Consider the following 20,284-nt stretch of genomic DNA (forward strand, 5'->3'; position numbering starts at 1 on the left):
CAACAAAATCTACGCCCCCATCATCTTGAGTCCCCACAGCACGGCCATGCCTGCAGCCAATGTCAGCACCGTGCTGCGGGTTTTCCAGGCGATCCAGGCGGCAATCAAGGCCGCCGGAATCTGTGGGTTCTGCCAGACAAAATCACCCTGGCCACCGGGATACACCACGGCGGGCAAGACCAGCGACGCCAGCACGCTGGCAGGGACATACGCCAGGGCGCGACTCAGCAACGGAGGAATTCGCCAGCGGCCATACAGCTCGACGAAGGACAGTCGCATGATAAACGTCCCCAGGCCGACAGCCAGGAACATCCCCCACAAGGCCAGATCACTCATAGCGTTCACCCCCGGACTTCATCAGTCTTTTCGCGCGAATGCTTTCGATCAGCACCCCAGCGGCGACTCCGCCAATGGAAGCCGTGACCAACCCCAGGTTGTAAGGCAAGTTCACCGCCAACACCGCAATCAGCCCTCCTGCGGTCGCGGCCCCCAGCGTCGCCGCGCTGCGCACGTTGGGCACCAGAAGCGCGAGGAATGACAACGGCACGGCAAAGCTCAGCGACCACGTCTGCGGGATGCTTGCGCCCAGGTACACGCCGGCCAACACCGACAGTTGCCAGGTAAGCCACATGGCGACAGCCGTACCGGCGTAAAAATGCGGGGCAAATCGACCCAGTTCTCCGGATGAGAACTTGAGGCTGCACAAGGCATAGGATTGGTCCGACAGCATGTACGACACCGGCCACGTCCAGCGACGCGGCAAGTGGTGCAGGTAGGGCGCCAGCGATGCGCTGTACATGATGAAGCGCAGGTTGATGATCAAGGCGGTGGCGATAATCGCCGCCGGCAGGGCGCCGTTTTGCAGGAGCTGCAGTGCCACCAGCTGGGCTGACCCCGAGTAGAACAGCAATGTCATGCCAATGCTCATGCCGGGCGACATGCCCATTTCAATCGCCATGACCCCTGTCACCAGGCCAAATGGAATGACGCCCGGGGTCAGGGGGATGAGCGTTCTTACACCCTGCACAAACGCTTCGGTTCCTGTTCGGTATGTCATGTCGGCTCGGGTGCGTGTCAGAAGAAGTATGTTCAGTGCGATCAGGCTAGCTGAAAGCCATGGCGCAGCGGGTCCTTGTCATCGAACTGCTCAGCGACTTCTTGGGCAAAAAGAGGGAGCGTCGCTATTAGAAATGAACATGGCCGTTTTTCAGGCTGGTATTTCTAATCATTCGCTAATAACGCTTATTACCAAGCCTATCGCGACATTAACCGGTTGGCCAGCTGCGTCACGGCGGCTCGCGTTGCGAGACCGATTACGCGAACTGGGGCCGCTGCGCGCCCCAACGCAGGCTTCGCCAGCTGCTACAAAAATCAATGGCGCGGACCCTTGTAGCAGCTGCCGAAGGCTGCGTTCGCGTGCGCAGCAGGCGCTATTCCACACAACTGTATTTCGGCATTGAAACCCTGCCAGCAGCACGTAGCGGGTGCCGCCTTCCAGCAAGGCGCGATTTTTGACCGACGGCAGGTCGGAGCCGGTATTGGGCTCGGTCATGGCCACCGCGCCAATGGCCTCGCCTGCCGCCATTCTCGGCAGCCAGGTCTACTTTTGCAGCTCATTGCCGAAGTTCACCAGGTAGCCGGCAACGATGTCATTGTTCGCCTGACAATGCGCAGCGTTATCAGGTTCTACGCTCGCTCATGCAGGGTTTAGCTGACTGACCGCTAGTGCGTCCGAGTGAATAAGGCTGGTTGCCCGGCACACAGTCGCGGCTGCTGGGGTAGTCATTGATTTCGAATGTTGTTCCGGGCGTCGCCTGGGTATGGAGGAGGCGTAGGGTGGTTGGTATAAGGGGGAAGCGGGCCAGCGGTTGCTTGGGCCAAAACCATGATTCTGTTACGAGCTATAATGCGAGTTTCTCGCGTCAACTCAGCGAGAGTTAACCTCCACAGATCGGCTCTAGCACGAGCTGTCTCAGTCAAATATTCATCAAAGTACAAAACATTGATTGCATTATCTTCATGTCTGCCCAGTTCTTTCGCATACCCACGATGGACATCTAGGAAGAAATCCACAGTGGTCGACGTATTAATACTGTGTTGATAGTTCTTCAGGCTCTTTTCTGATTTGTTCGCCATTAATGTTACGACCTCACTGAATAAATAAGTCCTAGGGTCCTCACCTGTCTGAGATGCCATCGCCTTTATTCCTTTAGTGCCCCCCAGTTTGACGCTCACTTCATTAACTGCCATAGAAAAATCACTAAAACTGTTATATGATTCTAGTCTTCCAGTCTTGGCCACTAACTTGCTGAAAGCTTTTATTAGATGCCCCGTTGGATCCACCCTGTTGACTGGATCTCCTCCACAGTACGCATAAGCATTCACCCCCCCCTTCCCGAACGGACTCCAACTGTCCGGGCTGTTAAACCGCATCAACACGGGGTTGAATTGTCGATAGCCATTACCCAAATGATAATGCCCTGTCACCGGATCCGCCGGTTCGCCGTTGAAGCCGAGCAGGCTGAGCAAGCCGTTTCCCTGGGAACGGTGGCCGTAAGGCGCATAAGCGAGGGAACGCGGCGACGTTGCATCCAGCGCGCTCAACACCGAGCGTTGCTGATCAGTGCTGAGCACGGTTGTCTCTAACGTGCCGCCCTGGCGCTGTTGTTGCGCCAACAGTTGATCGCCATGTTGGAAGACTGAATGCTGCACCGAGCCCTGGATTTCGGTGGTCAGGCGGCTTTCCTGATAGAAGCGTTGGGTGCTTGCCAGCTCCGCTGGCGTGCAAACGGCCAGGCGATCCAGCGCGTCGTAGTGGTAGCAGCAGAGCGGCGTTTCACGAGTTGTTCGCATTAAGGGGCTCGCAGGAAGGTCTGTGGTTTCAGGTCCCTACTCTCGCTTAATTGACCAGCGCTGCCCACTAGCAGAACTGATAGTGCTGTCGCTTGAATTTGCGACATGGAGTTTGCTGCTGTTGATGGCATTTGCTGCGACACAGGCGCCCTTCCCTTTGCGCTAGTCTGTGCTGTCACCCAGTACAGTGGGCGTCGCAGCCGTGCCGGCCAGCAGGCCGCCGTCGATGTTGAGCTCACTGCCGGTCATGTACGTCGCTTCATCCGAGGCCAGTAGCAGTGCCAGCGCCGCCACCTCTTCGGGCATCCCGAACCTTTGCATTGGAGTGTCTCGAACCAGTGCCGCCATTCGTTCCTGACGGTCCTCGCCAGTGCCCAACATCGGCTCCCACATGGGTGTAAGGATGGCCGCTGGATGAATCGAGTTGCACCGGACTTTGAGTCCTTGCTCTGCGCAGTACAGTGCCACCGTCTTGGTGTGATTACGCACTGCGGCCTTGGACGACGCATAGGCCGCGGCGCCTGGAATGCCAACCAGGCCCGATCGAGAGGAGATGTTGATAATCGAGCCCGTGCCGTGATGGCGCATGGCGCGAATGGCGTACTTGCAACCCAGGAATACACCGTCAAGATTGGTCTGATGCACGGCGTGCCAGTCCTCCAGGCGCGCATGCTCCGGGTCATGCGGCACGGCGCCGTGCTCAAATCCGGTGATGCCCGCATTGTTCACCAGTACGTCAAGCCTGCCGTGCTCCTTGAGGATTTGCGCCGTCACTCGTTGCCAATCATCTTCGCGCCGTACATCAAGGCGCAGATAGCGGGCGCGATCACCGAGTGAGTCGGCAACGGATCTGCCGAGCTCATCGTTGATATCAGTGACGTAGACAAAACAATCCTCCTGCGCAAAGAGTCGCGCAATTGCTGCGCCAATCCCTTGGGCGGCCCCGGTCACGATCGCGATTCTGGATGTGAGTTTACTGGCCATGGTTGATGCAACAACTCCGTTGATTTCATGCGCATGAAGCGTGAAGCACTGCCCCGACTACCGGGGTTGGCTGGCAATGCGACCCCGAGTATAGACTGCCTCGGTAAACCGCCAGCGGGCGAAGTGTTCAGCGCATCCACGCACGCTGGAGGCGGGAGGTTAGATCAGCTTTGACACCATGGCGACGATGAAAAAGGTCGTAAGGGCGAATGCAGCACCGATGCTGAAAGGCAACAGGGAGGCCCGGGCCGCAGTTGGGGTAGGCCTGCTCATTTCTTCTGCCAGAGCAGCTACCTCTCGATGTAACTGTTCAATGCTGGCTTGATGCGTAGGTTTTGAGGGCATGGTGTCTCTTCCTTTTTGGGCCACGCTTAATCCTTTTGCGTGGATCTGTGTCAGGCAACCTAGGCTTCGAAACAAAAAAACTCAAGCTTCGTCGATGTACGACCGTACTGCCGTGAACTGTCACTCAAAACTTGGACCAGAGACTCGCAGCAGCCACGATGGCAGTCACAACCCCTGCTCCCACTGCAAACGGATACCAGAGCGCTTCCTGTTCAGTTTACTTTCTTCAGCCATAAACTTGCGGGTTTCGGCGGTGAATCTGCGTAATTCTACTTGTAGTTTATCGAGTTCCAGATTTTCGCGATCGTTTTGACGCATGGGCAATCCTTTCGGGTTTGAGCGGGCCATACAAGGGCTGCATTTTTCGACAGCCGATGAGCTCTGTTGCAACCGCTGTCCCATTACCGGCGTTGCACCCCAGTCCTGGCCTTGTACTATTTCCTTTCCATCCAAATCTGGATAGCAGTTGACTCCCGCTGGAATGTAGGAAAAGTCCGAAAACTGCGCAAGAAGTTGAGTCGACCAGTAGATTCTCAGGCCTATTGAAGCGCCAGCACCAGGGTGTTCCTGCCTCCCTGCTGCACCAGCAACCCGCGCGAGGCCAGGTCCACCAGGTTGTCCTGGTCAGGTTTGATCCAGTCAGCCCACTGCTGTCGCGGCGTATTGCCGAACATCACGCCACCATCAAGTTTGCGACTTCTACCGGTCAGAGTGGATAGAGAACGGTTCACGACAGATACCTCTTGGAATTCGCGCCGCCTGGCAGAAGGTGCGACGCACGGGTTTTATGAGGTATGCAGGTTAATCCCGGTTCCCGGCGATTGGCCCCACCCGAGTGGAGTGGGTAACGCATGTTCAGGCAATGTGATGAGAGGTGCGGGTCAGGCGATACAGGTGAACTAATCTTCTAATGGCCGGGCCTGGCGCTTTCGCGAACAGGGCCGTGCTTCTCTATCAGCCGCAACTCCAACGCACCCTTGCAGCAGTGGGGTTCACCATGAAAATCGCCATCGCCCCTATTACCCTGGTCCTGTCCGTGGCCTGCCTGAGCGCCAGCGCTGAGACCATAACGCCACTCAAAGGACAATCCCAGGAGATCATCCAGCAGGACATTAGCGCTTGCCAGTCTCAGGCTGGCAGTACCACCAGTTCCAGCACCTCGCCACAAACCGGAGGACGGGTTCGGGGCGCCGCTACCGGTGCCGTTGCGGGCGCCGCCGTGGCCGGTGCGCGCGAACGCCAGCACGATGAAATTTCTGATCGGGTAGACGACGACGTCAAACAACAATATCGCCAGAACAAGGCCAAGGATGCCGCAGTGGCGGGCGCTGTGGTGGGCGGTTCGCGGCAACGCCAGGACCGTCGTGAGGACCGCCGCAATACGCAACAGAGCACTGCGACGGCTGCATCCGCCTACAGCACTTGCATGCAGCAACGCGGCTATCAGGTAACGCCGTAGGAGCCTGGCTTGCCAGCGATGGCGTCCGCAAAATCGCCATCGCCGACAAGCCGGGCTCCTACGGATTTGCGCCAAGCCCATATGCCGCGTACACCCCAATCCCTGTAGGAGCCTGGCTTGCCAGCGATGGCGTCCGCAAAATCGCCATCGCCGGCAAGCCGGGCTCCTACGGATTTGTGCCAAACCCAAATCCCGCGTACACCCCAATCCCTGTAGGAGCCTGGCTTGCCAGCGATGACGTCCGCAAAATCGCCATCGCCGGCAAGCAGGGCTCCTACGGATTTGTGCCAAGCCAAAATCCCGCGTACACCCGGATCAACCGGCGCCGCAGCGGATTTTAATGCGGCGCCCGCGGGATGGTCTTCAGCAGGTCTTCCGGGCTGATATATCCCACCACCGGCTCGGCAACACTGCCAGGCAGTGGCAGGTCGAGGATGTGGCCCTTGATCTTGCCGATGACGTGCATTTCGCAAGGTTTGCAGTCGAACTTCAGCGTCAGCACCTCGTCGCCGTGCACCAGCTGCATCGGCGCGACCTTGGTGCGCACGCCGGTGACACCCTTGGCCTGTTTCGGACAGAGATTGAAGGAGAACCGCAGGCAGTGCTTGGTGATCATCACCGGCACTTCGCCGGTTTCTTCATGGGCTTCGAAGGCGGCGTCGATCAGCTTCACACCATGGCGGTGATAGAAGTCGCGGGCTTTCTGGTTGTAGACATTGGCCAGGAACGACAGATGCGACTCCGGGTACACCGGCGGCGGACTGGTTTCGGCCTTGCGGCTACCCCGTGGATGGGCTGCCAGGCGCGCCGCAGTCAACGCCTCGATCACGCCTCGGCGCAGGGTCTTGAGTTGCGAATTGGGGATGAAGAACGCCTGGGGCGCATCGAGTTTGATCGCTGTGGCGTAGTAGTCGGTGGTGCCCAGCTGACCCAACAGGTCACGCAGTTGCTCCAACGCCTGCTCCGGCTTGTTTGCCAGGCCGAATGGACCGTCCAGGGCCAGGCTGGCGCTGATGCCCTCCTCGCTCGTGGCGGTCAGCTGCAGACGTTGCTCATCCAGGCTTGCCAGCCAGGACAGGCCAATGCGCCGCTCGGCAGAGGTCTTCTGCAAGGCTTGCTGCCAGTCGTGGTCGAGGTTGCGGCTCAGAGGATGATTAGGGCGCAACTTGTGCATGCCTTCCGGCATCTCGTTGGGCTCGACTCGATAGCGATAACGCTTCTGGCCGTCTTCAAGAAACTCACCTTTGGGCTCGGCGATGTTGGCGCGAAAACCCACGACCTCGCGCTTGATTTGCACATTGAGGCCATCACCATTGGACAGCGGGTCCGTGGTCACCACCTGCAGATCCCGTTTGCCGACTTTCTCCACCACTCCCACCGGCAAACCGGTGAAGGTCGGCGAGTCGAAGGCGCCGATGTCGATCTTGCGGTCGGTAACAAAGTAGTCGGTGCTGCCACGGTGAAAGGTCTTGTCCGGGTCAGGCACAAAGAAGTGCGCGGTGCGGCCGCTGGATGCCCGGGCCAGGTCCGGACGATCTTCGAGCACGTCGTCCAGGCGCTGACGGTAGTAGGCCGTGATATTCTTCACGTAACCCACATCCTTGTAGCGGCCTTCGATCTTGAAGGAACGCACACCGGCTTCCACCAGCGCACGGATGTTCGCGCTCTGGTTGTTGTCCTTCATCGACAGCAGGTGTTTTTCGTAGGCCACTACCCGACCCTGGTCGTCTTTAAGGGTGTATGGCAAACGACAGGCCTGGGAGCAGTCGCCACGGTTGGCGCTGCGACCGTTCTGCGCATGGGAGATGTTGCACTGGCCTGAGAACGCCACGCACAACGCGCCGTGGATGAAGAACTCGATCGCCGCGTCGGTCTCGTCGGCGATTGCGCGAATTTCCTGCAGGTTCAGCTCCCGGGCCAGCACCAGCTGCGAGAAGCCTGCCTGGTCGAGGAATTTTGCCCGCGCCAGGGTGCGGATGTCGGTCTGGGTGCTGGCATGCAGCTCGATCGGCGGAATATCCAGCTCCATCACGCCCAGGTCCTGGACGATCAGCGCGTCGACCCCGGCGTCATACAACTGGTGGATCAGCTTGCGGGCTGGCTCCAGCTCGTTGTCGTGCAGAATCGTGTTGATCGTGGTGAACACCCGGGCGTGGTAACGACGGGCGAACTCGACCAATTGGGCGATTTCGCTCACCTCGTTGCAGGCGTTGTGGCGGGCGCCGAAGCTTGGGCCACCGATGTACACGGCATCGGCGCCATGCAGGATGGCTTCACGAGCGATGCTCACATCACGAGCGGGGCTGAGCAGTTCCAGCTGATGTTTGGGTAGGGACATGATTTTTTTATGGGTTGGTCACGGTCGAGGCAGGCATTGTAGCGGCCAATTGCGTGACGGGCACCCGTGGGCGACCGAATGGCGCCATTCCATGGCCGCCTTTCGTCACTGCGATCTTCAGGGTTGACGGCTGCTGACGGCCTCTGCGCCCTGCTGGAACATGGCGTCGAAGCGCGGTTTGTTGGCGGCGTAATACGCGGCCACCACTTGATCCGACGAACTCTGCCGGGCCTGCATCATCAGCGCCTCCAGGTCAGCCTTTGGCACCGAGTAATGGGCAAAGAAATACGCCACTTCCGGGTACTGCTGGCTGAAACCCTTGCGCGCCACGGCATGGATTTGCTCGGCGCCACCAAAGATCTGCTTCGGATCATCCAGGTAACGCAGCGGCCACTTGGAGAACATCCAGTGCGGACTCCACGCATTGACCAATGACCATTTATCGCGCTTGAGATTGCGATCCAACTCGTTGAGCATCCCGGTTTCCGAGGACGCCACCAGCTTGTAGCCCTCAAGCTTGTACTCCTCGATAGCTTTTACCGTGAGCTTGTATTGGCCGTTGCCCACCTCCGAGGTGAGGATCTTGCCCTCCAGCTTCGCCCTCACCTGCGGTTTGTTCAGGTCTTCCACGCTGGCCACTTCGCTCAACGGCACCGAACTCGGCACAGCCATGCCGATGCGCCCTTCATACAACACGCCAAGGTCTTCGAGCCGGTCCTTGTACTTGTCGTAGAACGCCTTGTGCGTGCTCGGCAGCCAGACCATCGGGATCAGGTCGATGTTGCCATTGGCCAGGGCCTGGAACTGAATGCCGATATCGGCCATGACCAGTTTCACCGGTTGTTTAAGGCGATCCTGTAATGCGGTGGTCGCCAGCTTGACGGTGATCTCGGTATCGGACCAGTTGACCCAGCCAATGCGCACCGGCGGCTGCTCGGCCGCCTGGGCCAGCGTCGCGCCGGTGGCGAGTACGACGCTGAGCAGCGTGGCGAACAGCGGTTTTTTATTCGGTGAATGAGTATTCATCAGGCGTCTTCCTATTGGGGAGTGATAGGCAGCGAAGTGAATCTTATCGGCGAGATTTACCGTGCGCAAGCAAAATGTACACCTATGTATTCGCTGTTGACACCTATGTACATTTATCCTAATTTCCAGCCAAAGAGCCCTGATGAGCCAACCCTGGAGCGCCTCCCGATGTCCAGCGATCCCTTGCTGCAACCGTACAAGATCAAGCACCTGACCCTGCGTAACCGGATCATGACCACCTCCCATGAGCCGGCTTATCCGGTAGACGGCATGCCCAAGGACCTGTATCGCGCCTATCACGTAGAGCGCGCCAAGGCTGGAGTCGCGCTGACCATGACCGCCGGTTCCGCAGCCGTGTCCCGGGACAGCCCGCCGGTGTTCAACAATGTGCTGGCCTACAAGGATGAGGTGGTCGGCTGGTTGAAAGACCTGACGGATGAATGCCATGAGCACGGCGCGGCGGTGATGATCCAGCTGACCCACCTGGGTCGCCGCACCCGTTGGGACAAGGCCGACTGGCTGCCGGTGGTGTCGCCGTCACACCGCCGCGAGGCGTCGCATCGCTCCTTCCCGAAAAAAATGGAAGAGTGGGACATCGAGCGGATCATCAAGGACTACGTCGACGCGGCGGAGCGCATGCACGCGGCCGGTATGGATGGGCTGGAGCTGCAGGCGTACGGGCACCTGATGGATCAGTTCTGGTCGCCGCTGACCAATGACCTCGACGGTCCGTATGGCGGTTCGCTGGAAAACCGCATGCGCTTCACCTTCGATGTCCTGCGCGGGATCCGCCAGCGAGTGGGGGAAAATTTCCTCCTGGGGGTGCGCTACACCGGTGATGAAGAACTGCCTGGTGGCTTCACTGCCAGCGAGGGCATGCAGGTCTCGCACATGCTCAAGGACAGCGGGCTGGTTGACTTCCTCAATGTCGTGCGCGGCCACATCGACACGGATGCCGGTCTCACCGACGTGATTCCGATTCAGGGCATGCGCAACTCGCCGCATCTGGATTTCGCTGGCGAAATTCGCTCCGCTACCGGCTTCCCGACTTTTCACGCAGCGAAAATCCCCGACGTGGCCACGGCGCGCTACGCCATCGCTTCGGGCAAAGTCGACATGGTCGGCATGACCCGGGCGCACATGACCGATCCGCATATCGTGCGCAAAATTATCGAGAAGCGCGAAGAGGACATCCGCCCATGCGTGGGCGCCAACTACTGCCTGGACCGCATCTACCAGGGCGGCGCCGCCTATTGCATTCATAACGCGGCGACCGGTCGCGAGACCACCATGCCCCATGACATTCCCAAGGCGACCATCAAGCGCCGGGTGGTCGTGGTGGGTAGCGGCCCGGCGGGACTGGAAGCCGCGCGAGTGGCCGCGGAACGTGGCCATGACGTGACTGTGCTGGAGGCGGCCGATCAGCCCGGCGGGCAGATTCGCCTGACTGCGCTGAGCGAGCGGCGCCGCGAGATGATCAGCATCATCGACTGGCGCATGGCGCAATGTGCGCGGCTGGGGGTCAAGTTTCATTTCAACACCTGGGCCGAAGCCGATACCGTGCTGGCCTTCGAGCCCGACGTGGTGATTGTCGCCACGGGCGGCCTGCCCCACACCGAGGTGTTGCGCGCGGGCAACGAACTGGTGGTCTCGACCTGGGACATCATCTCTGGCGATATCAAGCCCGGGCGCAACGTGCTGATCTTCGACGACGCCGGGGATCATGCCGCGCTGCAGGCCGCCGAGGTCATCGCCAGGAGCGGCGCAACCCTGGAAATCGTCACGCCGGACCGATCATTTGCGCCGGAAGTCATGGCCATGAACCTGGTGCCCTACATGCGCAGCCTGCAGGATCTGGACGTGACCTTTACCGTGACCTATCGAGTGGAGACAGTGGAGAAGCGTGATGGAACGCTGGTAGCGACTTTCGGCAGCGATTACGGGCAGGTGCACAAGCAGCGCGTGGTCGACCAGGTAGTCGTGAACCATGGCACCCTGCCCCTGGATGATCTGTACTTTGAGTTGCGACCACACTCGCGCAACGGTGGTGCGGTAGAGCAGCATGACCTGATAGCAGGCAACGCGCAGAACATCGTCACCCATCCCGATGGACGCTTCCAGCTGTTCCGCATCGGCGATGCAGTCGCTGCGCGCAACACCCACGCGGCAATCTACGACGCACTGCGGCTGGTGAAGGATATCTGACCGCGCAGGCAGTGGCGGCTGCTACATACCCCGGCGCGCGATCTGCGCGCCGGCTTCCACTGCCCGCCCCATCAGCGCGTCGATATCGTCATCGACCATGGATTGTAACGCTGCGGCCGTCACGCCCCGGTAGCCGAGCAAAGAATCGATCAGCTGTTGTGGATCATGCCGGGTGAGCATCTGCCCACCACCCACTACCACGCCTTGGGCAGCACGTTGCGCAATGGCCGGTGGAATGCCTGCGGCAATCGCCTGGCGGGTCAGCGCCAGTTGCAGCATGGCCGGGAAAGCCGGACCGGTCCCGGACAGCGCGCTGAGATAATCGATGCAGGCTTCGTCCGGTACGGCATCGGCGCTGCCGACGCACTCGAACAGACCTTGAATCCACTGGGCATCCTGTTCATCCAGGCTGGCAGTGCTGAACCACGGGGTGTACGCCTGGCGGATTTCCACCGCGGCATTTGGCATGGCCCGCACCACCGTCGCGGCCCCGGTCGCCGCGCTGATCGCAGCCGCTGACACACCCGCCATCAGGGAGATCACGGGTTTGCCGCGAGCATTGATCCGCAGTTCACGAAACTGTTCCGGACGGATCGACAGCATGACGATATCGCTCTGGTCGACCAATTGCTGGTTGTCCGCCAGCAGCCTGACGCCAGCCCCGACCCCACTGCCCCCGCTGCGATTGGAGAGCAACAGGCACTCAGGCTTGATGAAGTGCCGGTCGAGCAGCGCCTCGGCAATGGCACGCCCCAACCAACCGGTACCGCCAATAATGCCCAGGGTTCTACTCGTCATCGCTCGTGGCTCCCTCGAACGTTTCCACCAGCGGAACGAACACACCCGGTTCCGTCTGCGCGTAGCCGAAGGTGCCATAGAAGCGGTCCAGCTCGCGGCGCTTCGGCGCTTTGCCGGTGAACACGGCGACGTACTGCGCAATGCGCTTGAACCGCACCACGATGTCTTCAGTGGTTTTCATCGAGATGTAGCCGATTTGCGTCAGGTAGATCGTTCTCGCCCGCACGTCGGCGCCTTCGTCGTCGTAGCCGAATCGACGGAACATCGCTGCCAGGGCACTCATCCGCGTCTCATCGGCGAGCGCAATTTCTGCAGACACCTCGTCCGATTGCAGCGCCCAGCTGCGCACCGCGAACTCGAACTGCGAATCGAACAGTTGCGGGTTCAACCAGCACTTGAAGACGTTGAGAATCGCCTCGGAAATGCTCTCGGCGTAACTCTCGCACTGGTTGAGCATGCCGCCGGTATTCTTGTCCCGCCAACGGGTCAGGAGCGCTGCGAGCAGTTGCTCACGGTCCTCGTAGAACCAGTAGAAACTGGTGCGCGACAGATTCAGGCGCTTGGCCAGCGGCATCACCCGCACCGCGTCCACTCCCGACTCCTTGAGCGCGTCATAGGCGGCGTCCAGCCACACATCAACCGAGCCGCGCCAGCCGGAGTCCTGAGCCTTGGTTTTACTTCGTCCTGCCTGGGGCATGCGGGTGCGCCTTGTGTTGATCATTTCGGGTCACTGTACTCTGCACACAGGCGAAATGTACATGAGCGTACAGTTTAAAGACGCTCGCATCGAAAGGCGCAGGGTGTATCTGCCATGCATTTTTTGCCCTGGCCGGATGGTTTGATGATCTACTGATCAATCGAGCCCGCGCCGTGCACGGTTCACCATTGAGGTCTGGACCGCTATGCGTTTATCAGAATTTATCCTTGAGAACATCGAGCCCATAGTCCAGGAGTGGGAGAATTTCGCGCGGACCATGGACACCCCCGGCAAGCCCTTGGACACCGCAGCGCTACGTGACCACGCCGAGTTGATGCTGCGCACCATTGCCGCAGATTTACGCACCGAGCAATCTGCTCAAGAGCAAATCAACAAGTCCCAAGGCCACGGCGTATCCAAGGATAAAACCGCCGCCAAGACCCATGCAATGACCCGGTTGATGTCAGGGTTTACCATTGATCAGCTGGTGTCAGAGTTCCGCGCATTGCGGGCCAGTGTGATCCGCCACTGGATGCGTCAGGTCGAGGCCGGCGCACAGTTCCAGGCGCAAGACATGATTCGCTTCAACGAAGCCATCGACCAGGCGCTCTCGGAGTCGATCAACAGCTATGCCGAAGCTGTGCAGGCTTCGCGCAACGTGTTCCTGGGCATCCTCGGTCATGACCTGCGCACGCCATTGAGCGCGATTCTGCTGGGGGCCGATGTCTTACTGCGTATGGATGAACTGGGGGCTCGGCCGACCAAGATTGCTTCGCGGATATATTCCAGCGTCAAACGGGCCAGCCAGATTGTCGGAGATCTACTGGACTTCACCCGGTCACAGGTTGGCCCCGGCATTCCGGTAAAAAAAGTGGTGGTTGATATAAGTCCGATTTGCGAACGGATTGTCGATGAATCTCGCACCGTATATCCCGACACGGATATCCATTTGAATTCGGTTGGCCGCGCAATTGGTCATTTTGATGGGGATCGGCTGGAACAGGTATTTTCCAACCTGATCAACAACGCAGTTCAGCACGGTGATGGCCGCGATCCCGTGACCGTCACGCTGGAAGTTACGGCCGATAAATTGCTGTTCAGTGTGCACAATAGCGGCAGCGCCATTGCGCAAGACATCTTGCCGTTTATCTTCAATCCAATGGGACGTTACTCCCCCCAGTCTTCTATCGATCACGGGCCGTACTCCAGCCTGGGGCTTGGCCTGTTCATTGCTGACCAGATAGTAGGCGCCCATGGTGGCCGTATTGAAGTGTCTTCGGAAAACAAGGCGGGCACCAAGTTTGTCGTGGCCTTGCCCCTGAACTCCGCCGAGCCGGACCAACCGCCCGTCGACAGCCGTAAACTTGCGTCAGGCGGTAAATAACAAAAGCCCGCTTTCGCGGGCTTCTGCTGCAAGTTGAACGAGCTTGCGCGTCAGGCGCGAACCAGAATTACTTGGCCAGCCACGACTCGACTTTTTCAGAGCCGTATTTGGCTTTCCACTCTTTCAGGGTCTTGTGGTTGCCACCTTTGGTTTCCACAACTTCACCCGACTCAGGGTTTTTGTAGACCTTGACCTGGCGCGGCTTGCGCGTGCCGGTTTTGGCTTCGGCAGCAGGCGCACGACGACCGGCTTGCGGATCGAGCAGGTTGACGATGTCTTTCAAGCTGTAACCGTACTTGGCCAGCAAGGCGCGCAGTTTGGTTTCGAATTCAATTTCCTGCTTGAGGCCAGCATCACCTTTTAATGCTTCCAGCGCCTGGAGTTGTTCTGCCAGGTGTTTTTCCAGTTGGCGAAATTCTGCGAGTTTGGACATGGGAGATCTCTACGTGATGAGTGTCCTAACATTACACCAAAAAACACAGTTTGAATTAGTAGGATGCGGACTTAGTTGTCATTTCGAGAAAATTTGAATCCCCCAGGCACCCCGCGGTCATTTATTCAGAGAGCAGGAAGACGCCAAAGCAGCGGAGGAATTTATGAGCCTTGTAATGACAATCTTCAGCATGATCGCCTCCTGGATGGCGATAGCGGCCGCCATGTTGTGGGGAATGTTAAGAATTGCGCGCCGACATCTAACGACGGAGACCTGCACCGATGAAGCTGACCACTCCGGACGGTCGCTACTTCGTGGTCAAAGACCAGCTGTGGCGATGTACCGACCCGTCCCTGGCCGTTGATGAGCGGCAACTCCTGGTCAACGAGTTGATGAATGCACGACGGGAGGTCAAGGCTGCCAAGGCCAGTGGCGATGTCGCACAATTGAAACGCGCGCGCATCAATGTCAACTCGGCCAAAGTCGCACTTGGCGAACGTGGGCCGGTCTGGTGGGACGATGGCAGCCCTGACTACAACCGATTTAAAGTTGCCAATACGCCCTATGCTCAGTGGTACCTGGCGGCTGCTACCTGAATATTTATGAAAAGAACTCCGTAAACAGTAAATGACGACTAGCCAGATACTTCGTCGAACTGATGCTCCCGGCAAATCAGCTCCACCTCAACTGCCTCCAGCGGTTCATCCGTCAACTTGCAGAACGCTCCGCTCGCTGATGACTGATGGAAGCGGCAGGTGCGGCACAAGCCGAAACCGGGTACGTCCTCCCCCCGCTGGATAGTGCGCAGCAGCTCCAGCAGCAGCCCCTCCAGATCGCCCGCGCGGGCGCCCATTCTTTGTGCGGCGGCTACCAGAAAGTCGGGTGGCATCACCGCATCGATCAGCTCTCGTGCACTGGCAGTCAGCTGCAAATGCACGCTGCGCTTGTCCCGCACGTCCTGCACTTTGATCAGGAAGCCCTTGGCTTCCAGCGCCTTCAACGATTGCGACACTGTGCCTTTGGTCAGCCCCAGGTACTCAGTGACCGCTAATGGCGTGTTGGAATAACGATTGCAGCGCGCCAGGTACATCAGCGCGCTGAGCTGGATCGGTTGCAGATCGGCGAGCAAGGGATGCTCGCGGAACCACACGCGAGTCAGGCTTGAGAGTCGTTCCAACAGATCAAATAACACAGTCACATCCGGATCAATAGGGTCGATAGATAGTATCGAATAACTACTATATTGACAAACGGCGTCCATCCTTTAGGCTATTGGTATCGACTCAATACCATTAACCGTAAGGAGCCATCATGAAAAACGCACTCGCCTTCACCCTCGGCGCCCTCCTCGCTTCGCAAGCCTGGGCCCACGAAGCCAACCACATCCACAGCACCACCGGCAAAACCGACGCCGCGTTTGACCTGGTGAGTACAAGGGTCTTCAAGGAAGGCAACAACCTGGTATTCGAGCAGCTAGTTGATGGCAAAGCCGGGAGCCGCGTGCCCAGCGCCAAGGGTTCGTTCGCGGGGGCAGAAGTGTATAGCTATGTCTGGCCGACCAATCTCGACAGCGGCGTAGTCGGCTTCGAGGCCAATTCCGGCATTCTCGCCCTTGCCCTCACTTCGCACCCTGACTTCGATGACACCCCGCAGGCGGACGAAAACCAGGACGGCAAAAAAGACAATGACGGTGGCCTGTGGCACTCCCACTGGGTGGTCTTGAGCAAGGATGAAAGCTGCGGCCCAGGCGGTCTCAAGGTGCGAGACATTCCCAAGGATGCCAAACCGAAGCTGCCAGCGACCTGGCCCGGTGCGCCTATCTACATCGACTCCCCGGGCTACAAGCTCAGCGTCGAAAAAAACGCCGCGCAGATCCGCGTACCGTTGGCGGCAGTCGGCTATGCGCAAAGCTTCAATTTCGATGGCGTGACCGCGGCCCTCAAGGTCAATGCCGATCTGCACAGCCCGTTGCTGTGCGTCAGCAGTGTGTATGACATTGCCTCGGGCGACTTGTCGTTGCCCGGCACCTGGAAACTCGAGGAGAGCAAGTAATGAGCATTAAAGTATTCGACACCCACGTGCGGACCAAAACCGGTCATTACCTGCATTTTGATGTGCTGATTGAAGGTAACGACACCGACAAAGCCAAGGCTCACGCCCGGGAATACCTGCTGGAAAAAGGCTTGAATGACGAGGACATTGCCCAGAGCGAGTGCCGTTTTTGTCACGTTGAGCCCGGTAACCCGGAGGTCGCCCAGGCGATCAGTCGGCAGGGTTACTACATCCTTGAACTGCAAGGCTGCAAGGAGGTTTGAGATGGAGAGCTATCAGCCACTGAACTGTGATCTGCACGACTTTCTGGAAATCGCCTGCATGCGCGGCTATCTGCTGGACGTCGAGTTGATCGACGGCCAGCGGCTGATCGCCCGTGCCGTGACGACACGCACCAGCGATACCAAGGAAGAATTCATGGTTTTCGAGCAGGACGGTCGCCAATGGGAGTTGCGCCTGGATCAACTGGCGGCAATCACGCCGCTGGATGACAACGCCGACTTCCGCCGGATCGCGTTCAACGAAATTGCCTGCAGATTTTGAGGAATCGCCATTCGCGACGATTGAATTTTTGCCTTGGAACCCCTGGGGCCGCTTCGCGCCCCAACGCAGGCTTCGCCAGCTGCTACAAAAACCAGCGCCGACGAACGTGTAGCAGCTGCCGAAGGCTGCGTTCGCCTGCGCAGCAGGCGCTGTTTCAGGCGATAAAATTTCTGCCTTGGAAACCCTAGGGCCGCTTCGCGCCCCAACGCAGGCTTCGCCAGCTGCTACAAAAATCTGCGCTACCTTGTAGCAGCTGCCGAAGGCTGCGTTCGCCTGCGAAGCAGGCGCTATTTCAGTCGATTGAATTTTTGCCTGGAAACCCTGGGGCCGCTTCGCGCCCCAACGCAGGCTTCGCCAGCTGCTACAAAAATCTGCGTCTACCTTGTAGCAGCTGCCGAAGGCTGCGTCCGCCTGCGCAGCAGGCGCTATTCCAGGCGATTGAATTTTTGCCTTGGAAACCCTAGGGCCGCTTCGCGCCCCAACGCAGGCTTCGCCAGCTGCTACAAAAATCTACGCCGACCGTGTAGCCGCCGTCCACATCATGCCGTGCAGGCACTAAACTGCGGCTTTCAGGTCTCACTAATCGAATACGTATCCATGCACCAATTGAGTACGGTACACGGCAGCTGTCGATAGCCGTATAAGGGAAATGCATGCTCGGACGCAAACAGCCTCGGCCCTCGGCTAATGGCGCCATTGAGAAGCCCCCCTCGAAAACCCGGCGGGCGGGTGCTACTTTCCGGCTCATTGTGAGCTTCATGCTCCTGGTGATCGTGGCGTTTCTGGCAGTGGAAGGCTGGCGCACCTGGCGTGACTATCACGCAGCCTTTGCCGCAGCCAGGGACTCGGTGACCAACCTGGCCAGGGCTACGGCCCAACACGCCGAAGATGCAATCCGTCAGGTCGACATCCTCACTGCAGCCCTCGGTGAGCGGGTGGAAGGTGACGGCATACACACTATCAACGTGCCGCGGATTCACCGACTGCTGGTCCAGCAATCAAAGATCATGCCGCAGTTGCACGGGCTATTTATCTACGGGGCGGACGGCCAGTGGATCGTCACCGACAAGGAAGTGACGCCCGAAACCGCGAACAACGCCGATCGCGATTACTTCGAATATCACCGCACCCATACGGATCGTGGCGTGCGCATCGGTGAAGTGGTCAGGAGCCGGTCCACCGACGACTTGATCATTCCCATCTCTCGCCGGCTGAACTACCCCGATGGCTCATTCGCCGGCGTTTTGCTGGGCACGATCAAGGTCAGTTATTTCGTGGATTACTACGGCGACTTCAAGATCGACGACAAGGGCGCGCTGGTGCTCGCAATGCGCAGCGGGACTATCCTGGTGCGCCGTCCGTTCATTGCCTCGGTCGTCGGCAAGAGCCTGGCCAACAGCGAGATCTTCAAGGGTTACCTGCCCAATTCCAATGAAGGCATCGCCGAAGTCAAAGCCGTGGTCGATGACACGGAGCGCCTCTATGCTTACCGCGCGTTGACCACCTACCCCCTGGTAGTGGAGGCCGGACTGTCGCGCGATTCGATCACCGCAGCATGGCGCCGGGACCTGTTGAAGACCGGCTGGGTGCTGCTGTGCCTGATTGGCGTGCTGGGCACTTTTGGCCTGATCGTCCTCAACCAGCTGCGTCAGCGAATGGTCATGGAAAGAGAGCTGCGACACGCCCACCAGGCCATGCGCGACATGGCGCTGACGGACAGCCTCACTGGCCTCGGCAACCGTCGACGCCTGGACACCGCACTGATCGACGAACTCCGCCTGGCCCGGCGCCAGGGCTCCTGGCTGTCGTTGATCATGCTCGACGTCGATTACTTCAAACGCTACAACGACCGCTATGGCCACGCCGGCGGCGATGACTGCCTGAGTGCCGTAGGTACGGCGATCCAGCAGGCGGTCAAGCGCCCTGGAGACTTGGCCGTCAGGTACGGCGGCGAAGAATTTACCGTTTTGCTACCCAACACTGATAGCGCCGGAGCCAAGCAGGTGACCGAGGATATTCTGCAAACGATACGGGCACTCGACATCGAGCATCTGGAGCATCCGCTGGGCAGAGTCACCGCAAGCGCAGGCATCACCAGCTGCCAGCCAAGCGTCGAAGACGTGACGCCGGCGGCGCTGTTGAAGGCGGCCGACACTCAGCTGTACACCGCCAAGCAACAGGGTAGAAATCGCTGGTGCTGTGCTGACGAGCCGGTATGTTGACCTTATCAAAACAACCTTTACCCAGGAGTCAGTCATGATCTTCAGCCACCGCATGCTGCTGGCCAGCGCCGGCTTGAGCTTGTTAGCAGTCGCCGCTCACGCCTCGTCCCAGGAAGGTCCCTCATTCAAGTGCAGCGGACAAACCCAGGGCTCGATCGAGGACTTGATCTGCCACAACCCTGACTTGGCAACCCAGGATCGCAATCTGGCCGCCACTTACGACGCCGCGCTGAAGAAAGCCGGCAGCCGCGCCAAATCCCTCAAAGCCGAGCAGCGCGGCTGGATCAAGGGTCGCGACGAGTGTTGGAAGTCGGACGACAAACAGGCCTGCGTGCAGGACGCTTACCGCCAACGGCTGGTCGAGTTGCAGGCGGGTTATGGGCTGGTGAAAGGCACGGGGCCGGTGACCTTCGACTGTGGCCAAGATGGCAGCCTCGATGCGACGTTTTTCCAGACCGAACCGGCTTCGATGCTGGGCACTTACAAAGGGCAGCAATCGTTGCTGCTAATCGCGCAATCAGGCAGCGGTGCGCGATACCAGGGGGCCAACGAAAGTTTCTGGGAGCATCAGGGTGAAGCGCGGGTGACCTGGGGTTACGGGGCGAAAGAACTGACCTGCAAGAAAACAAGCGGCTGAATTAATCAAGCCCCGCATGGCCGCAGGGCTTGATCGCAATCAAACGGCATCAGGATTTACGTCCGCCGCCGCCGTGACTCTGTTGTCCTCCTTTTTTGCCTGCTTCAGAGGCTTTTTGGGGATCATCGGCAAAGTTGCCGCCGCGACCACTGCCTTGTCCGCCGCCGGTCGACTTACCGGCCTCACCGGACTGGCGTCCGCCCGAAGCCTGGCCGCCTTTCTTGCCGGCTTCCGAGGCTTTATCCCGGTCATTTGCGAAGTTGCCGGGTTTGTCACTTCCGCTGTTAGCCATCTCTGCATACCTCTTA

Annotated in this window: 23 protein-coding genes and 1 pseudogene; 10 read left to right on the forward strand and 14 right to left on the reverse strand. The window is 59.1% G+C overall.

Going from position 1 to position 20,284, the window contains the following annotated elements; genetic code table 11:
* Nucleotides 1-9: 9 nt before the first annotated feature.
* The 7 genes and pseudogenes from ORL50_RS10130 to ORL50_RS10165 all read right to left on the reverse strand — a co-directional run bounded on the left by ORL50_RS10130 (nt 10) and on the right by ORL50_RS10165 (nt 4,913).
* Complete coding sequence (locus ORL50_RS10130) at nt 10-336, reverse strand: AzlD domain-containing protein (RefSeq protein ID WP_266013515.1); 327 nt, start codon at nt 334-336, stop codon at nt 10-12.
* Nucleotides 329-1,057 carry an AzlC family ABC transporter permease gene (locus tag ORL50_RS10135; protein WP_266013518.1) on the reverse strand — a complete coding sequence of 243 codons (729 nt, stop codon included), beginning with the start codon at nt 1,055-1,057 and terminating at the stop codon, nt 329-331. The genes ORL50_RS10130 and ORL50_RS10135 overlap by 8 nt, the downstream gene beginning before the upstream one ends.
* 725 nt (nt 1,058-1,782) lie before the next feature.
* A complete protein-coding gene (locus ORL50_RS10145; RefSeq protein ID WP_266013521.1) occupies nt 1,783-2,853 on the reverse strand; it encodes an RHS repeat-associated core domain-containing protein in 1,071 nt (356 codons plus the stop codon).
* A 162-nt stretch (nt 2,854-3,015) separates the two neighbouring features.
* A complete protein-coding gene (locus ORL50_RS10150; RefSeq protein ID WP_266013523.1) occupies nt 3,016-3,837 on the reverse strand; it encodes a glucose 1-dehydrogenase in 822 nt (273 codons plus the stop codon).
* A gap of 159 nt (nt 3,838-3,996) precedes the next feature.
* On the reverse strand, nt 3,997-4,182 hold the full coding sequence (locus tag ORL50_RS10155; RefSeq protein WP_266013526.1) for a hypothetical protein: 186 nt from the start codon (nt 4,180-4,182) through the stop codon (nt 3,997-3,999).
* Between the two features lie 124 nt (nt 4,183-4,306).
* Nucleotides 4,307-4,500 (reverse strand): annotated as a pseudogene (locus tag ORL50_RS10160) (hypothetical protein).
* Between the two features lie 221 nt (nt 4,501-4,721).
* The gene (locus ORL50_RS10165; RefSeq protein WP_416236016.1) at nt 4,722-4,913 is read right to left on the reverse strand and encodes an MBL fold metallo-hydrolase; all 192 of its coding nucleotides are present in this window, start codon (nt 4,911-4,913) and stop codon (nt 4,722-4,724) included.
* A gap of 266 nt (nt 4,914-5,179) precedes the next feature.
* Between ORL50_RS10165 and ORL50_RS10170 the strand changes: the two genes are divergently transcribed.
* A complete protein-coding gene (locus ORL50_RS10170; protein ID WP_266013530.1) occupies nt 5,180-5,641 on the forward strand; it encodes a YMGG-like glycine zipper-containing protein in 462 nt (153 codons plus the stop codon).
* A 337-nt stretch (nt 5,642-5,978) separates the two neighbouring features.
* On the opposite strand, the gene ORL50_RS10175 is transcribed toward ORL50_RS10170, so the two are convergent.
* Nucleotides 5,979-7,979 (reverse strand): peptidase U32 family protein, encoded by a 2,001-nt coding sequence (locus tag ORL50_RS10175; RefSeq protein WP_266013533.1) that lies wholly within the window; start codon nt 7,977-7,979, stop codon nt 5,979-5,981.
* 117 nt (nt 7,980-8,096) lie between these two features.
* The gene (locus ORL50_RS10180) at nt 8,097-9,005 is read right to left on the reverse strand and encodes a glycine betaine ABC transporter substrate-binding protein (protein ID WP_266013536.1); all 909 of its coding nucleotides are present in this window, start codon (nt 9,003-9,005) and stop codon (nt 8,097-8,099) included.
* Nucleotides 9,006-9,173: 168 nt separating this feature from the next.
* Here ORL50_RS10180 and ORL50_RS10185 point away from each other — a divergent pair, with 168 nt between their 5' ends.
* Nucleotides 9,174-11,210, forward strand: a complete 2,037-nt coding sequence (locus ORL50_RS10185) for an NADH:flavin oxidoreductase (protein ID WP_266013539.1) — start codon at nt 9,174-9,176, stop codon at nt 11,208-11,210.
* A 21-nt stretch (nt 11,211-11,231) separates the two neighbouring features.
* Here ORL50_RS10185 and ORL50_RS10190 read toward each other — a convergent pair whose 3' ends face one another.
* Both ORL50_RS10190 and ORL50_RS10195 read right to left on the reverse strand, forming a co-directional pair.
* Nucleotides 11,232-12,008 (reverse strand): pyrroline-5-carboxylate reductase family protein, encoded by a 777-nt coding sequence (locus tag ORL50_RS10190; RefSeq protein WP_266013542.1) that lies wholly within the window; start codon nt 12,006-12,008, stop codon nt 11,232-11,234.
* Nucleotides 11,998-12,705: a TetR/AcrR family transcriptional regulator gene (locus ORL50_RS10195; protein ID WP_266013971.1), complete on the reverse strand. Its 708-nt coding sequence runs from the start codon at nt 12,703-12,705 to the stop codon at nt 11,998-12,000. Before ORL50_RS10195 ends, ORL50_RS10190 begins: the two co-directional genes overlap by 11 nt.
* 205 nt (nt 12,706-12,910) lie before the next feature.
* Between ORL50_RS10195 and ORL50_RS10200 the strand changes: the two genes are divergently transcribed.
* A complete protein-coding gene (locus ORL50_RS10200; RefSeq protein ID WP_266013545.1) occupies nt 12,911-14,089 on the forward strand; it encodes a sensor histidine kinase in 1,179 nt (392 codons plus the stop codon).
* Nucleotides 14,090-14,156: 67 nt separating this feature from the next.
* On the opposite strand, the gene ORL50_RS10205 is transcribed toward ORL50_RS10200, so the two are convergent.
* Entirely contained in the window at nt 14,157-14,522 is a 366-nt protein-coding gene (locus ORL50_RS10205) for a histone-like nucleoid-structuring protein, MvaT/MvaU family (RefSeq protein WP_045058578.1), read from the reverse strand.
* A gap of 163 nt (nt 14,523-14,685) precedes the next feature.
* On the opposite strand from ORL50_RS10205, the gene ORL50_RS10210 reads away from it, so the two are divergent.
* A complete protein-coding gene (locus tag ORL50_RS10210; protein ID WP_266013556.1) occupies nt 14,686-14,886 on the forward strand; it encodes a hypothetical protein in 201 nt (66 codons plus the stop codon).
* A complete protein-coding gene (locus ORL50_RS10215) occupies nt 14,804-15,118 on the forward strand; it encodes a hypothetical protein (RefSeq protein ID WP_266013559.1) in 315 nt (104 codons plus the stop codon). Before ORL50_RS10210 ends, ORL50_RS10215 begins: the two co-directional genes overlap by 83 nt.
* Before the next feature lie 38 nt (nt 15,119-15,156).
* Here ORL50_RS10215 and ORL50_RS10220 read toward each other — a convergent pair whose 3' ends face one another.
* Nucleotides 15,157-15,720: a MarR family winged helix-turn-helix transcriptional regulator gene (locus ORL50_RS10220; RefSeq protein ID WP_266013561.1), complete on the reverse strand. Its 564-nt coding sequence runs from the start codon at nt 15,718-15,720 to the stop codon at nt 15,157-15,159.
* 113 nt (nt 15,721-15,833) lie between these two features.
* Here ORL50_RS10220 and ORL50_RS10225 point away from each other — a divergent pair, with 113 nt between their 5' ends.
* From ORL50_RS10225 to ORL50_RS10245, 5 genes are all read left to right on the forward strand, one after another.
* Nucleotides 15,834-16,574: a hypothetical protein gene (locus tag ORL50_RS10225; protein WP_266013564.1), complete on the forward strand. Its 741-nt coding sequence runs from the start codon at nt 15,834-15,836 to the stop codon at nt 16,572-16,574.
* Nucleotides 16,574-16,837, forward strand: a complete 264-nt coding sequence (locus ORL50_RS10230) for a DUF2024 family protein (protein ID WP_266013567.1) — start codon at nt 16,574-16,576, stop codon at nt 16,835-16,837. The genes ORL50_RS10225 and ORL50_RS10230 overlap by 1 nt, the downstream gene beginning before the upstream one ends.
* A 1-nt stretch (nt 16,838) precedes the next feature.
* On the forward strand, nt 16,839-17,117 hold the full coding sequence (locus ORL50_RS10235; RefSeq protein WP_266013570.1) for a Rho-binding antiterminator: 279 nt from the start codon (nt 16,839-16,841) through the stop codon (nt 17,115-17,117).
* 653 nt (nt 17,118-17,770) lie between these two features.
* Nucleotides 17,771-19,339, forward strand: coding sequence for a sensor domain-containing diguanylate cyclase (locus ORL50_RS10240; RefSeq protein ID WP_266013572.1), 1,569 nt, complete (start codon nt 17,771-17,773; stop codon nt 19,337-19,339).
* Between the two features lie 34 nt (nt 19,340-19,373).
* Nucleotides 19,374-19,976 (forward strand): MliC family protein, encoded by a 603-nt coding sequence (locus tag ORL50_RS10245; protein WP_266013575.1) that lies wholly within the window; start codon nt 19,374-19,376, stop codon nt 19,974-19,976.
* 49 nt (nt 19,977-20,025) lie between these two features.
* Here the strand turns inward: ORL50_RS10245 and ORL50_RS10250 are convergent, their stop codons facing one another.
* Nucleotides 20,026-20,268, reverse strand: coding sequence for a con-10 family general stress protein (locus ORL50_RS10250; RefSeq protein WP_266013975.1), 243 nt, complete (start codon nt 20,266-20,268; stop codon nt 20,026-20,028).
* Nucleotides 20,269-20,284: the final 16 nt, after the last annotated feature.

Source organism: Pseudomonas sp. RIT-562, from assembly GCF_026241895.1.
GTDB classification, from domain to species: Bacteria; Pseudomonadota; Gammaproteobacteria; order Pseudomonadales; family Pseudomonadaceae; genus Aquipseudomonas; species Aquipseudomonas mandelii_F.

Coding starts and splice junctions, on each gene's coding strand:
- ORL50_RS10130 (WP_266013515.1), bottom strand. CDS start 336: ATGAGTGATCTGGCCTTGTGGGGGATGTTCCTGGCTGTCGGCCTGGGG.
- ORL50_RS10135 (WP_266013518.1), bottom strand. CDS start 1,057: ATGACATACCGAACAGGAACCGAAGCGTTTGTGCAGGGTGTAAGAACG.
- ORL50_RS10175 (WP_266013533.1), bottom strand. CDS start 7,979: ATGTCCCTACCCAAACATCAGCTGGAACTGCTCAGCCCCGCTCGTGAT.
- ORL50_RS10215 (WP_266013559.1), top strand. CDS start 14,804: ATGAAGCTGACCACTCCGGACGGTCGCTACTTCGTGGTCAAAGACCAG.
- ORL50_RS10185 (WP_266013539.1), top strand. CDS start 9,174: ATGTCCAGCGATCCCTTGCTGCAACCGTACAAGATCAAGCACCTGACC.
- ORL50_RS10245 (WP_266013575.1), top strand. CDS start 19,374: ATGATCTTCAGCCACCGCATGCTGCTGGCCAGCGCCGGCTTGAGCTTG.
- ORL50_RS10155 (WP_266013526.1), bottom strand. CDS start 4,182: ATGCCCTCAAAACCTACGCATCAAGCCAGCATTGAACAGTTACATCGA.
- ORL50_RS10200 (WP_266013545.1), top strand. CDS start 12,911: ATGCGTTTATCAGAATTTATCCTTGAGAACATCGAGCCCATAGTCCAG.
- ORL50_RS10225 (WP_266013564.1), top strand. CDS start 15,834: ATGAAAAACGCACTCGCCTTCACCCTCGGCGCCCTCCTCGCTTCGCAA.
- ORL50_RS10180 (WP_266013536.1), bottom strand. CDS start 9,005: ATGAATACTCATTCACCGAATAAAAAACCGCTGTTCGCCACGCTGCTC.
- ORL50_RS10250 (WP_266013975.1), bottom strand. CDS start 20,268: ATGGCTAACAGCGGAAGTGACAAACCCGGCAACTTCGCAAATGACCGG.
- ORL50_RS10195 (WP_266013971.1), bottom strand. CDS start 12,705: ATGCCCCAGGCAGGACGAAGTAAAACCAAGGCTCAGGACTCCGGCTGG.
- ORL50_RS10190 (WP_266013542.1), bottom strand. CDS start 12,008: ATGACGAGTAGAACCCTGGGCATTATTGGCGGTACCGGTTGGTTGGGG.
- ORL50_RS10205 (WP_045058578.1), bottom strand. CDS start 14,522: ATGTCCAAACTCGCAGAATTTCGCCAACTGGAAAAACACCTGGCAGAA.
- ORL50_RS10240 (WP_266013572.1), top strand. CDS start 17,771: ATGCTCGGACGCAAACAGCCTCGGCCCTCGGCTAATGGCGCCATTGAG.
- ORL50_RS10150 (WP_266013523.1), bottom strand. CDS start 3,837: ATGGCCAGTAAACTCACATCCAGAATCGCGATCGTGACCGGGGCCGCC.
- ORL50_RS10230 (WP_266013567.1), top strand. CDS start 16,574: ATGAGCATTAAAGTATTCGACACCCACGTGCGGACCAAAACCGGTCAT.
- ORL50_RS10210 (WP_266013556.1), top strand. CDS start 14,686: ATGAGCCTTGTAATGACAATCTTCAGCATGATCGCCTCCTGGATGGCG.
- ORL50_RS10235 (WP_266013570.1), top strand. CDS start 16,839: ATGGAGAGCTATCAGCCACTGAACTGTGATCTGCACGACTTTCTGGAA.
- ORL50_RS10145 (WP_266013521.1), bottom strand. CDS start 2,853: ATGCGAACAACTCGTGAAACGCCGCTCTGCTGCTACCACTACGACGCG.
- ORL50_RS10170 (WP_266013530.1), top strand. CDS start 5,180: ATGAAAATCGCCATCGCCCCTATTACCCTGGTCCTGTCCGTGGCCTGC.